A 12429-nucleotide genomic window follows, 5' to 3' on the forward strand; every position below is an offset into this window, starting at 1 on the left:
CTGCTCCCTATCCGTCGCATTGGAGGACGTTATGAGATTTCCGAGCTTTGTCGCAGGCGCATTGGCCGCCACCGCATTGATCACTCCCGTGCAGGCGCAGACACCCCAATTGCGGGTGCTGACCTATGATAGTTTCATCTCCGACTGGGGGCCGGGACCGGCCATCGAGGCGGCTTTCGAGGCCAATTGCGGCTGTGATCTGGTGTTCGAATCCGCCGGTGACGGGGCCGCCATGCTGGCGCGGCTCCTGCTGACCGGCGAGCGCAGCACCGCCGATGTGGTGCTCGGTCTCGACACCAATCTCACCCATGCCGCCGAAGCCTCGGGCCTCTTTGCGCCCCATGGCCAGACCCCCGATCTCGAGGTGCCGGTGGCGTGGAACGATCCCCTGTTCCTGCCCTATGACTGGAGCTGGTTCGCCTTTGTCTATGACACCACCCGCACCGAAAACGTGCCGTCCAGTTTCGACGAACTGATCGCCTCGGACCTGAGCATCATCATTCAGGATCCGCGCTCCTCAACTCCGGGCCTTGGCCTGTTGATGTGGATCGAGGCCGCATACCCCGAGCGCGCCGCCGAGATCTGGGCAGGGCTGGCCCCGCGCATTGTCACCGTCACGCCGGGCTGGTCCGAGGCTTACGGTCTGTTCCTTGAGGGCGAGGCCGATATGGTGCTCAGCTACACCACCTCGCCCGCCTATCACGCGATTGCCGAGGATAACCCCAATTACGCCGCCGCCGGTTTCACCGAGGGTCATTACCTGCAAGTCGAGGTCGCCGGTATTCTGGCCAATTCCAGCCAGCCCGATCTTGCCCGCGATTTCATCGCCTTCATGACCACCGACGGCTTCCAATCCGCGATCCCCGAGACCAACTGGATGTATCCCGCGGTGATGCCCGAATCGGGCCTCAACCCCGCCTTCGACGCGCTGCATGTGCCCGAGGTTTCGCTGCTGTTGACCGCCGAAGAGGCCGCGACCCAGCGTGACGGCGCTTTGGACGTCTGGCGCGAGGCATTGGCGCAGTAAGCGCCTTGCGATGGGGGCCGAGACTCACCCGTGATCTGGCGCATTGAACCCAAAGCCTTGCTCTGGGCCGCTGTCCTCGTGGCGGCGGCCCTTGTGCTGGTCAATCTCGGCGCTTTGGGCGCGGTGATCAGCCGTTCTGAGCATGGCGCCACGCTCACCCCCGCCGATTGGGCGGCGGCACGGTTTACTGTCACCCAAGCGCTCTGGTCCGCCGCGCTTTCGGTGCTCTTGGCGATACCGGTGGCGCGGGCTCTGGCGCGGCGGCGGTTCTTCGGGCGCGGGCTCTTGGTGGTGTTGATGGGCGCGCCCTTCATCCTGCCCTCTTTGGTCGCGATCACCGGCCTCTTGGCGGTGTTTGGCCGCAACGGTCTGTTCAACGAGGCGCTGGCGCTCCTTGGCATCGCCCCGATCCGCATCTACGGGCTCCACGGCGTGGTACTGGCGCATGTGTTTTTCAACCTCCCGCTCTCGGTGCGGCTGATCCTGCAAGGCTGGGCGCGAGTGCCCGCCGAACATCAACGCCTTTCCGCGTCCTTGGGCTTCGGCGCATGGGCGCGGTTCCGCCATATCGAAGCCCCGATGCTCACCCGCGTCGTGCCAGGAGCCTTGGCCGTCGTGTTCCTGATCTGCCTGACGTCTTTCGCGGTGGCGCTGATCCTCGGCGGCGGCCCCCGCGCGACGACGCTGGAACTGGCGATCTATCAGGCTTTCCGCTTTGATTTCGACCTTGGCCGCGCGGCAATTCTGGCGCTCTTACAGGCCGCCATCGGCGCCGCAGCACTGCTGATCCTCGCCCGCCTGACCCTCCCCGACAGCGGCATCTCCGGCCTCGACCGCACCGCCCCTCCGCCCCCCGGCGGTCTCGCGCGCCTCCTTGACGCCAGCAGCATCGCCATGGCGGCGCTGTTCCTGCTGGTGCCGCTGACGCTGGTGGTGCTGCGCGGCGCGCCCTATATCCTCGGGCTACCCGCGCCGGTCTGGCTGGCGCTCTGGCAGTCGCTCAAGGTCGCCACCCTCTCGGTCGGCCTTCTCGCCCTGATGTCCGCCGCGCTGACCCTCGCTGGTCTGCACCGCCGCTGGCCCGAGGGGCTGGGCATGGCCGCGCTGATCGCCTCGCCAATGGTCATCGGCACCGGCCTGTTCATCCTGATCCACCCGATCTCCGACCCCGCGCATTGGGCGCTGCCGGTCACCGCTTTCGTCAACGCCGCCATGGCGCTGCCCTTTGCCCTGCGCGCGCTCCTCCCCGCCGCCCGCCGCGCCGAGGCCGATTTTGCAAGGCTCTCGCTGTCTTTGGGCCTCAGCTGGCGCGCGCATCTTCGGCTAGTGCTCTGGCCCCGCCTGCGCCGCCCCGCGGGCTTCGCGCTGGCACTGGGCGCGGCGCTCTCGCTCGGTGACCTCGGGGTGATTGTGCTCTTTGCACAAACCGGCGGCGAGACCCTGCCGATGCAGATGCAGCGGCTGATGGGCGCTTACCGCACCGGCGATGCGGCGGGCGCGGCGCTGTTGCTGCTGATCGTCGCGCTGGCCGGTTTCGTGCTGGTTGAACGCCTGATAGGAGGCCGCAATGCTGACGCTTGACGAAGTAACCATCACCCAAGACGATTTCACCCTGCGCGCCGATTTCCGCATCAACGCGGGCGCGCGGGTGGCAATCATCGGCCCCTCGGGCGCGGGCAAATCCACGCTGGTCGGCGCCATCGCCGGTTTCGTGCCGCTGGCGCAGGGCAGGGTGCTCTGGGAGGGCGCGCGGATCGATACGCTGCCGCCCGCCAAACGCCCGCTCAGCATCCTGTTTCAGGACAACAACCTGCTGCCTCATCTGACGGTCTTCGACAATGTCGCCCTCGGGGTGAACCCCAACCTGCGGCTCTCCGCGCCTCAGCGCGCCTCGGTCCTGCACGCGCTGGAGCAGGTCGGGCTGGAAGGCTTCGAGACACGCAAACCCGCGCAGCTATCGGGCGGCCAAATCAGCCGCACCGCCCTCGCGCGGGTGCTCCTGCGCGCGCGGCCCCTGATCGTGCTCGACGAACCCTTCGCCGCGCTCGGTCCAGCGCTGAAAGCCGAGATGCTCGATTTGGTGGAGGGCATCGCCGCGCAAAACCGCGCCACCGTGCTGATGATCACCCATGATCCCGAAGACGCGCGGCGGCTCTGCCCCGAGACCATCGTTGTCGCCCGCGGCGAGACCCAAGGCCCGACCCCGACCGATGTACTACTCGCCGACCCGCCGCCCGATCTCGCCGAATATCTCGGTCACTCCTGACAGGTGGCATTCAGCGCCGAGACCGCCGCGCCGGAGCCATTCAGCCGGAAACTGGTGATCTCGGCGCCCTGCGCATTGAGCATCTGCATCCGGCTGCCCCAGGCAAACGCCTGTAAAAACGCCTCATCCAGCATATCGCGCGCGGTCCAGACCCGCTGCGCAGGGTCGTATTGCAACGCCCGCTCGAATCGCTGCTCACCGATCACCAGCGTGACGCGGTCCGCGGGGGGCGAGGCCGTGGCACTCACCGCCAGCGGCTGGTGCAGCGCATCGCCCCTGTAGGCATCGAATTGCAACATGCTCTCGCCAGTCCCCGGCCGGCACCAGATCGTGATCCGGCCAAGGTGGTTCTCGCCCTCGGCATGGATCGACACCGGATGCGCCTCATGATCGCTGCGCAACACCTGCCATGAGCCCGGCGTCACATAGCGCCAGCGGTCCTCGCTCCCCCAACGGCCCGAGGCCACCCATTGCGCCGAGGCGGGCAGGGCTGGGAGCAACAATGCGGTGGCGGTCAGGGCAGCGGCTAACAAACGCGGAATACAGATCATGGACAAACCCGGCAGGTGGTTGGAAACGCAAGCAGACTAGCCGCGTGATGCCCCCCTGACCAGAGGCCCGAGCCCCCCAACCCGCCGTTATCCCCCCGCCTCACGGCTCTGTGAGGGGAAGGGCGCAGAAGGGGCGCGCCCGAGGCATGACCCCGCCTTATGAAACGAACTTGCGCCCAAACCCACGCCACCCCGCGGCGCACCGCCGAAGCAAAGCACATAGGGCCGCGCCCGACCCTGGGTGGGCGCCCCAACTCTCTAAACAGCGCGCCGCACCCACAAGCATAGATGTGGGCTGCGCAGTGAATGCCATCACCAATGCGCCCTCCCGGGGGGAGGGTCGGGCGCGGCCCGTGGTTGCCACGGGCCTGACGGTGCAACCGTAACGCCTCACACAGCAGGCCGGCCAAATATCGCGCCAGTCTGTGCCGACGCCCAAAGCAAAGCGCATAGGGTCGCGCCTGACCCTGGGTGGGCGCCCGAATCCTTTGAACAGCGCGCCGCATGTCAAAGTACTGATGTGGGTCGCGCGGTGAAAGACATCACCACTGCGCCCTCCCGTTGGGAGGGTCGGGCGCGGCCCGTGGTTTCCACGGGCCAGGCGGTGCGCTTAGCGCACTACCCTCCACAAACGCAAAACGCGCCCCGAAGGGCGCGTTTCACATCTCATAGCGACAAAGCTCAGCTGCGCTTGGCTTCGGCCTTGATCGGCGCCCAGAGACGCTTGTTGGTCAGATAGAGCAGCGAGGCCAAGAGCGTCAGGAAAATGACGCCGATGAAGCCCCACATCTTGCGCTCGGTCTGCTTGGGCTCGGCGGCCCACATCAGGAAGGCCGCCACATCCACCGCCATCTGCTCTTCGGTGGCCTGCGTGCCATCGGCGTATTCGATCATATCGTCGAACAGCTGCGGCGCCATCGAGACATTGCCGCCGAAAGCCGCGTTTTCATAAAGGAACGCGCCGCCTTCCTCGACTTCAACACCGGTGAAACCGGTCAGGAACGAGGCGATATATTCCGCCCCGCCCATGCCGCGCATCAACTGGTTGATACCCAGACCGTAGGGACCATGGAAACCGGCACGGGCCTTGGCCATCAGGCTCAGGTCCGGCGCATTCTCATCCATCGAACCGGGGAAGTGGTCGGGCCCGCCAGCGGCACGCCAGCCACCGTCACCGTCCGGCACCTCCATGCTGGCGGCAAAGCCGCGCATGGTGGCATCGTCCAGCCCGAGACCGGTCTCGGCGGTCAGCGTGCGAAACGCCACCAGCTCCAGCCCGTGGCAGGCCGAGCACACTTCGGTGTAGACCTGCAGGCCGCGCTGCAACTGCGCCTGATCATAGGAACCGAACGGCCCCTCGAACGAGAACGCATAATCGGTGATGTGGGGCTCGCCACCCGCCGCCAGCGCCGGAGCGCTGCCGAGGGTCAGGGCCATCAGGGCCGAAAGGGCAAGTTTCTTGATCATGATATCACTCTTCCTTTCGCTCACTCGGCCGGGATCTGCTCAGCGGCAACTTTGCCCTTTGCAGCCTTGGCTTTCACAGTGGCCTTAAAATCAGCCTCGATCGTCGCCGGCGGGGCCTTGGGACGTTCCAGAACCCCCAGAAGCGGCAGGATCACCAGGAAATAGGCGAACCAATAGGCCGAACCGATCAGCGAGATCGTCGAATAGGGCGGTTCGGCAGGCATCGCGCCGGCCCACATCAGGACGACGAAATCCACCACCAGCAGCCAGAAGAACGACTTGAACATCGGCCGGTTGGCGCCCGAGCGCACCGCCGAAGTGTCGAGCCAGGGCGTCAGCGCCATCACCGCAATCGCGCCGAACATCGCCAAGACGCCAAAGAACTTCGCGTCGATGATGCCAAACGACAGCCAGTTGGCGGCGATCACCACCCAGACGTCGGCGGTAAAGGCGCGCAGGATCGCGTAGAACGGCAGGAAATACCATTCCGGCACGATATGCGCAGGCGTCACCAGGGGGTCGGCCATGATGTAGTTGTCAGGGTGGCCAAGGAAGTTCGGCATGAAGCCGACAATCGCCCAGAACACCGCCAGCACAACCACCAGCGCAAACAGGTCCTTGATCACGAAATAGGGCCAGAAGGGCAGCGTGTCCTTCTCGGCTTCTTCCTTCGAGCCACGGCGCACTTCAACACCGGTCGGGTTGTTGTTGCCGGTGGTGTGGAAGGCCCAGACGTGCAGGATCACCAAAGCGGCAATCACGAAGGGCAAGAGGTAATGCAGCGAGAAGAAGCGGTTCAGCGTCGCATTGCCAACCGCCGGTCCACCCAGCAGCCAGGTCTGGATCGGCTCGCCGATACCAGGGATCGCGCCGAACAGGCCGGTGATCACGGTGGCGCCCCAGAACGACATCTGACCCCAGGGCAGCACATAGCCCATGAAGCCGGTGGCCATCATCAGCAGATAGATCAACATGCCGATGATCCAGGTCACCTCACGCGGGGCTTTGTAGCTGCCGTAGTAGAGACCGCGGAAGATGTGGATATAGACCGCAAAGAAGAACAGCGAGGCGCCGTTCATATGCAGATAGCGCAGCATATAGCCGCCGTTCACGTTGCGCATGATATGCTCAACCGAGTTGAACGCCATATCCGCATGCGGGGTGAAATGCATCACCAGAACGATGCCGGTGACGATCTGCAACACCAGGCAGAAAGCCAGAACAATGCCCCAGATCCACCACCAGTTCAGGTTCTTGGGGGTCGGGATCATCAGGGTGCCGTAGATCAGCCCAACAATCGGCAGGCGGCGGTCAAGCCACTTTTCAATACCGGTTTTGGGCTCGTAATGGTCGTGGGGAATGCCGGACATGCCTCGTCTCCCTTAGCCGAGCTGGATGGTGGAATCGTCGACGAAGCTGACGACGGGAATATGCAGGTTTTCGGGCGCGGGGCCGCGGCGAATGCGACCTGCGGTGTCATAATGCGAGCCGTGGCAGGGGCAGAACCAGCCGCCGAAGTCGCCAGCGCCATTGCCCAGAGGCACACAGCCGAGGTGGGTGCAGACGCCGGTCATCACCAGCCACTCGCCACTCTCGTCCAGCGCGCGGTTTTCATCCGCGGCATCGGTGTTCGGCTTGTTCGGATTCTGCGAGGCATCATCCATCAGGTCGCTCAGCGGCACGGCGCGGGCGGCTTCGATCTCGTCTTCGGTGCGGCGGCGGATGAACACCGGCTTGCCGAGGAAGTTCACCGTCAACTGCGTGCCGACAGCAACACCGCTGATGTCGACGAAAATCGAGGACAGGGCTTGCACATCTGCCGAGGGGTTCATCTGATTGACAAGCGGCCAGACTGCGGCGCCGGTTGCAACGGCACCGGCACCTGCGGTCGCGTAATACAGAAAATCCCGGCGAGTGCCTGCGTTGTCGTCTGCGTGGGACACGAGCATTCTCCATTTCAAGGTCACGGGTTCGGCGCATAGCCGAAACGAGCCGCAGTCACCTGCAGCGTCCATGGCGGGTTTAACGGCGATTTGAACGCCAGTCCAGCCGCGAAACAGAGGAATTATGCCGCACCTGTGCGGATTTGCCGTGTCGTCGCAAGGCCCTGTGGCGGCGAAGCCCTGCGGATCATGGCTACCGAAACCTGAATCCCGGGCGCCTGTTTGCTGATCAAACGGCCAGATAAGCACCATGGGGCCAGAAAAACAGGGGGGCGGGCAAAAAACCGGCGCCGACGCCAGTTCCCCGCCGCCGCCTTCACCAGCATCTGCGCCGCCTCTTCGAAAGCCCACGCCCCGCCACCTGCGACCCGCCCCTGCGACACCGCGCCCCCGCCTATCGCGGGGTCACTAGGCCGCAGAATCACCGCCCCAGCTGACGCCTATACTTCAGCCCAGACGCACAGGCCCAATCCTTTGGGCACAGATACGCAACGACAACGCCGCGAGCACCCTATTTCGGGCCCAGTCCTTCAGGCCCAGTCCTTCGGGCAAAACCCTTCGAGCACAGGCACTCAATGACCGCGCCACCAGTGCAGGCAGTCAGGCACTGGCGCTCAAGAGCAGCGGCTCCAGCACCGCTCCTCGGATGCAGTCACCCGCCGCCTCTAAGCGCAAGCCCTCCGGCACAGCCACTGCCCGCAACCCTCCCGATCACTCGGGCGCGGTCTGCTGCATCGAGGGGCGGGCGCGGAAGGCGGAATACCACGCCGCCAGCGCCGGACGGCTCTCGCGCCAGCCGCGCGCTTCGTGGCGGAAGTCCAGATAACCACAGGCGCAGGCCACCGCGATCTGCCCCATGCACAGAGGCCCCGCCAGATGCGCCATCCAGCGCGACTCAATCGCGTCGAGCGCGCGGGTGATCTTGGCCCATTGCCCCTCGATCCAGGGCTCGAATTGCCCCTCGGGCGCGCGCAGTGCGGTTTCATAGCGCATCAGGATCGCCGCATCCAAAATCCCGTCCGCCGTCGCCTCAAGGGTCAGAACCTCCCACAGCCGCGCGCCCTCGGGGTAGAAGGCGGGGCCCTTGCTGGCGATACTGGCGAGATAGCGGCAGATCACCCGGCTGTCATACAGCGTGCAGCCATCGGCGCGTTCCAGCGCCGGTATCTTGCCCAGCGGGTTGTGATCCACCGGCATCGTGCCCGAATCAACCGGCGTGCCGGTGGCGGCGGCAAGCTCGACCTGATCGAGCATATGCGCCTCATGCAGCATGATCATCACTTTGCGAACATAGGGCGAGGGACGGCTGTAATGCAGCACCATCATCGGCGTGATCCTTTTTAGCACCTGACATGGCGCAGCCATATGCGGCGCGCCTATGCGCCCAAGCTAGCAGGTTGCCATCGGCTGTCTATTGCCTTGCGGCGCTCTGTCGGCGCCATGGGCCAAGGATCGCCCACCCGAATATCGGGGGCAGGGCGGCAGGGGTGCGCCGCTGCGACAAGTCAAGGCTTGATAGCCCCATGAACAGGCCGTTAACTGCGCGCATGGCAAAAAAGAGCAGACCCCGCAAAAAGAAAAAACCCCCGCTGCACCGGCGGGTGATCGAGCGAATCGCTGATTTTATCCGCCGCGTCTGGCGCTACACGCTGCTCGGGCTGGTGGGCTTGGCGGCGCTTTTGGTGCTCTGGGTGGCGCTGTATCGGTTCGTTGATCCGCCCGGCGGCATCTATATGTGGCAGGAATCGCGGCGGCTCGGCGAAATTCAGCAGTCCTGGGTGGATATGGAGCAGATCGCGCCGGTGATGGCGCGCTCGGTGGTTGCCGCCGAGGACGCGAATTTCTGCCGCCACTGGGGGTTCGATATGTCGGCAATCCGGCAGGCGCTGGCCGAAGGCTCGGGGCGCGGCGCCTCGACGCTGAGCCAGCAGGTGGTGAAGAATGTGTTTCTCTGGCAGGGGCGTAGCTGGATCCGAAAGGCGCTGGAGGCGGTGATCACCCCGATGGTGGAAATCCTCTGGCCGAAGCGGCGGATCATCGAGGTCTATCTGAATATCGCCGAATTCGGCGAGGGGGTGTTCGGGGTCGAAGCCGCCTCGCACCGGCATTTCGACCGCGATCCGATTGATCTGAGCGCGCGGCAGGCGGCGCTTCTGGCTGCCGTATTGCCTGCGCCGCAAGTGCGCAATGCGGGCCGTCCGACCGATTGGATCCAGCGCCGTGCGGCGGCGATTGTCGACGGCGCCGCGACCATTGACCGCGACGACCGCGCCGCCTGTTTTCAACCCTGATACGCCCCGCCGCCGCACCCCCTCGCCGCGCCCTGCGGCAGGGAGGACGGTTGAACTTTGCCGCCAAGGGTGCAAAGGGAAGAAGCCTTGAACCGACCGTAGAGACCTATGCTCAGCCTGTTTCATGTCCCGCTTTCGCCGTTCTGCCGTAAGGTCCGCTTGACGCTGGCCGAAAAGCGGCTGGAGGTGAAGCTGATCGAAGAACGCTATTGGGAGGCGGGCACCGACTTCCTGCGCCGCAATCCCGCAGGCAAAGTGCCGATCCTGCGCTATGACGGGCGCATGCTGGCGGAAAGTCAGGCGATCTGCGAGTTTCTCGATGATGTGCATCCCGAGCCCAGCCTGATGCCCAATGACCCCGCCGGTCGCTACGAGGTGCGCCGTCTCTGCGCGTGGTTTGATGACACCTTCCACACCGAGGTGACCGCGAACCTGCTCTATGAGCGGGTGAATAAAAAGCTGATGGGCCGCGGCTATCCGGATTCGCAAAAGATCAAGACCGGCTCGACGCGGATCAAATACCATCTCGATTATATGAGCTGGCTGTTGGAACACCGCCGCTGGCTGGCGGGGAATGCGATGACGCTGGCCGATTTCGCCGCCGCCGCGCATCTGTCCTGCCTTGATTACATCAATGACGTGGATTGGGAGCGCGCGCCGCTGGTCAAGGACTGGTATGCGACGATCAAATCCCGCCCCGCCTTCCGCCCGCTCTTGGCCGATCAGGTGCCCGGCATGCCGCCACCACGGCGCTATGCCGATCTGGATTTCTAAGGTGACCGTGGTGGCCTCGCCTGTGACCCTCCGGGGGGCGTGGCTCGGGGGCATCGAACCCCCTCGCCCCGCCGGGAGGTTTCACCTCCCACGGCGCTGTCGCGCCTCCCACCAGAGTATTTGTGGCAAGATGAAGCGAGGGCGGCGCTGATGGCGCGGGCGGTAGAGGCATTTGAGCCGGAGGCCTTCAAAGAACGGCTGGTGGCGCGGGCGCTGGAAGAGGGGTTTTCGGCGGCGCGGATCACCCGGCCCGATGCGATCCCGCAGGCCGCCGCGCGCCTGAAAGACTATGTCGAGGCGGGGCGTCATGGGCAGATGGGCTGGATGGAAGAGCGCATGGCCTGGCGCGGCAATCCGGCGGCGCTCTGGCCCGAGGCGCGCTCGGTCCTGATGCTGGCCGAGGCCTATACGCCCGCGCATGATCCGATGGCGGTGCTGGCGCAGCCGGAGAAAGGCGCGATCTCGGTCTATGCGCAGAACCGCGATTACCATGATGTGGTGAAAAAGCGGCTGAAACGGCTGGGGCGCTGGATGATCGAGGCGGTGGGGGGCGAGATCAAGGTCTTCGTCGATACCGCGCCGGTGATGGAAAAACCCTTGGCCGAGGCGGCGGGGCTGGGCTGGCAGGGCAAACACACCAATCTGCTGAGCCGCGACTTGGGCAATTGGTTCTTTCTCGGCGCGATTTTCACCACGCTGGAGATGCCGGTGGATGCGCCGGCGCGGGAGAATTGCGGCTCTTGCACCGCCTGTCTCGAGGCCTGTCCCACCGATGCCTTTCCGGCGCCCTTTCAACTGGATGCACGGCGCTGCATTTCCTATCTGACGATCGAGCATAAAGGGCCGATTGACCCCGAATTGCGCGCGCTGATCGGCAACCATATCTACGGTTGCGATGATTGTCTGGCCGCCTGCCCGTGGAATAAATTCGCCGTCGCCGCCAGCGAGGTGAAATACGCCGCGCGGCCGGATCTGATCGCGCCGGATCTGGCCGAGCTGGCGGGGCTGGATGACGCAGGCTTTCGCGCGCTGTTCTCGGGTTCGCCGGTCAAACGCATTGGCCGCGACCGCTTTGTGCGCAATGTGCTTTATGCGATTGGCAACTCGGGCAAGCCGCATCTGAAGCCGGTGGCGCAGGGGCTTACCGAGGACCCCGACGCGACGGTGGCCGAGGCGGCGCGCTGGGCGGTGTCACGGCTCGAGTAGCGCCATCGCCTGCGGCCAGGCCTCGGGGTCGGCGCCGGTCTTGTCGCGGCAAAATGCGTTGCAAAAGCCAAGCACCTGCCCGTTGACGCGCAGGAAATGGGTCACCGGCAGGCCGGAATAGGGGCAGGCGGCGTTCACCGAGGGGCCGGTAGCGAGCGGCGCACTTGGCAGCACCTCGGGCAGCGCCCAATCGCGGGTCGGCCAGTCGCGCCTATAGGCGGGTTGATCGGCACCATCTACCTGCGCCATCGCCCGCCAGCGGCGAAACGGCAGATGCGCGAAATGCGCGGCGACATAGGCCTGCGCCGCGGGCGAGACCGGCAGCGCATGGCCCGCGATCCGCGCCGCCACCGGGGCGAAAAACACATCCGCCACGCTATAATCCCCGCAAAGCCACGGCCCCACGCTGCCGCATTCCGCCCGCGCCCAGGCCCAGAGTTCCTCAAGCCGCGCCAGATCCGCAAGCACCGCCGCCGGTGGCGCGCAATCAGTGTAACAAACCCGCAGGTTCATCGCGCAATGGCTGCGCAGGGCGGTGAAAGACGCATGCATCTCGGCGGCGAGATGGCGGGCGACGGCGCGCGCCTTGGGGTCCTTGGGCCAGAGCCCGGCCTCGGGGTGGCGGCTGGCCAGTTCCTCAGCAATCGCCAGACTGTCGCTGATCACCGCGCCCTCGGGCAGGCGCAGCGCGGGCACGCTGCGCGCCGGGGCGAATGCGGCAAGCGTCTGCGCAAACCCGGGCTCATAGAGCCGCGTGCGGGTCAGCGCACAACCGATCCCGAAGGCCTCGAACAGCAGCCAGCCGCGCAGCGACCAACTGGAATAGGCGCGGTCGCCGATACATAACTCATAACCTGTCTCGTAACCCATGAGGCGCATCCTTTCCGGTCAGGCGTAAGCCGCC

General features: G+C 65.3%; 12 protein-coding genes. 6 read left to right on the forward strand and 6 right to left on the reverse strand.

The window, feature by feature from the left end:
* Window positions 1-31: 31 nt before the first annotated feature.
* The 3 genes from thiB to DDE20_RS04590 are packed head-to-tail and all read left to right on the forward strand — an operon-like array spanning window position 32 to window position 3293.
* The gene (gene thiB, locus DDE20_RS04580; RefSeq protein ID WP_116557305.1) at window positions 32-1027 is read left to right on the forward strand and encodes a thiamine ABC transporter substrate binding subunit; all 996 of its coding nucleotides are present in this window, start codon (window positions 32-34) and stop codon (window positions 1025-1027) included.
* Window positions 1028-1057: 30 nt separating this feature from the next.
* Window positions 1058-2608 (forward strand): ABC transporter permease family protein, encoded by a 1551-nt coding sequence (locus DDE20_RS04585; protein WP_240607843.1) that lies wholly within the window; start codon window positions 1058-1060, stop codon window positions 2606-2608.
* Window positions 2595-3293 carry a thiamine ABC transporter ATP-binding protein gene (locus DDE20_RS04590; RefSeq protein ID WP_116557306.1) on the forward strand — a complete coding sequence of 233 codons (699 nt, stop codon included), beginning with the start codon at window positions 2595-2597 and terminating at the stop codon, window positions 3291-3293. Before DDE20_RS04585 ends, DDE20_RS04590 begins: the two co-directional genes overlap by 14 nt.
* Here DDE20_RS04590 and DDE20_RS04595 read toward each other — a convergent pair.
* The 5 genes from DDE20_RS04595 to DDE20_RS04615 all read right to left on the reverse strand — a co-directional run bounded on the left by DDE20_RS04595 (window position 3284) and on the right by DDE20_RS04615 (window position 8577).
* The gene (locus DDE20_RS04595) at window positions 3284-3844 is read right to left on the reverse strand and encodes a hypothetical protein (protein WP_116557307.1); all 561 of its coding nucleotides are present in this window, start codon (window positions 3842-3844) and stop codon (window positions 3284-3286) included. The two genes, DDE20_RS04590 and DDE20_RS04595, sit on opposite strands and share 10 nt — an antisense overlap.
* 681 nt (window positions 3845-4525) lie before the next feature.
* Window positions 4526-5311 (reverse strand): cytochrome c1, encoded by a 786-nt coding sequence (locus DDE20_RS04600; protein ID WP_116557308.1) that lies wholly within the window; start codon window positions 5309-5311, stop codon window positions 4526-4528.
* 20 nt (window positions 5312-5331) lie between these two features.
* Complete coding sequence (petB, locus tag DDE20_RS04605; protein WP_116557309.1) at window positions 5332-6681, reverse strand: cytochrome b; 1350 nt, start codon at window positions 6679-6681, stop codon at window positions 5332-5334.
* A 12-nt stretch (window positions 6682-6693) separates the two neighbouring features.
* On the reverse strand, window positions 6694-7254 hold the full coding sequence (gene petA / locus DDE20_RS04610; protein ID WP_116557842.1) for a ubiquinol-cytochrome c reductase iron-sulfur subunit: 561 nt from the start codon (window positions 7252-7254) through the stop codon (window positions 6694-6696).
* Between the two features lie 711 nt (window positions 7255-7965).
* A complete protein-coding gene (locus DDE20_RS04615; protein ID WP_116557843.1) occupies window positions 7966-8577 on the reverse strand; it encodes a glutathione S-transferase family protein in 612 nt (203 codons plus the stop codon).
* 224 nt (window positions 8578-8801) lie between these two features.
* Here DDE20_RS04615 and mtgA point away from each other — a divergent pair, with 224 nt between their 5' ends.
* The 3 genes from mtgA to queG all read left to right on the forward strand — a co-directional run bounded on the left by mtgA (window position 8802) and on the right by queG (window position 11525).
* The gene (gene mtgA, locus DDE20_RS04620) at window positions 8802-9545 is read left to right on the forward strand and encodes a monofunctional biosynthetic peptidoglycan transglycosylase (RefSeq protein WP_116557310.1); all 744 of its coding nucleotides are present in this window, start codon (window positions 8802-8804) and stop codon (window positions 9543-9545) included.
* A 108-nt stretch (window positions 9546-9653) separates the two neighbouring features.
* Window positions 9654-10319, forward strand: a complete 666-nt coding sequence (fzlA, locus tag DDE20_RS04625; protein WP_116557311.1) for an FtsZ-binding protein FzlA — start codon at window positions 9654-9656, stop codon at window positions 10317-10319.
* Window positions 10320-10469: 150 nt separating this feature from the next.
* Entirely contained in the window at window positions 10470-11525 is a 1056-nt protein-coding gene (gene queG, locus DDE20_RS04630) for a tRNA epoxyqueuosine(34) reductase QueG (RefSeq protein ID WP_116557312.1), read from the forward strand.
* Here the strand turns inward: queG and DDE20_RS04635 are convergent.
* Complete coding sequence (locus DDE20_RS04635) at window positions 11511-12395, reverse strand: glutathione S-transferase (RefSeq protein ID WP_116557313.1); 885 nt, start codon at window positions 12393-12395, stop codon at window positions 11511-11513. The two genes, queG and DDE20_RS04635, sit on opposite strands and share 15 nt — an antisense overlap.
* Between the last annotated feature and the right edge of the window lie 34 nt (window positions 12396-12429).

Source organism: Pararhodobacter oceanensis, from assembly GCF_003076755.1.
Classification (GTDB): domain Bacteria; phylum Pseudomonadota; class Alphaproteobacteria; order Rhodobacterales; family Rhodobacteraceae; genus Pararhodobacter; species Pararhodobacter oceanensis.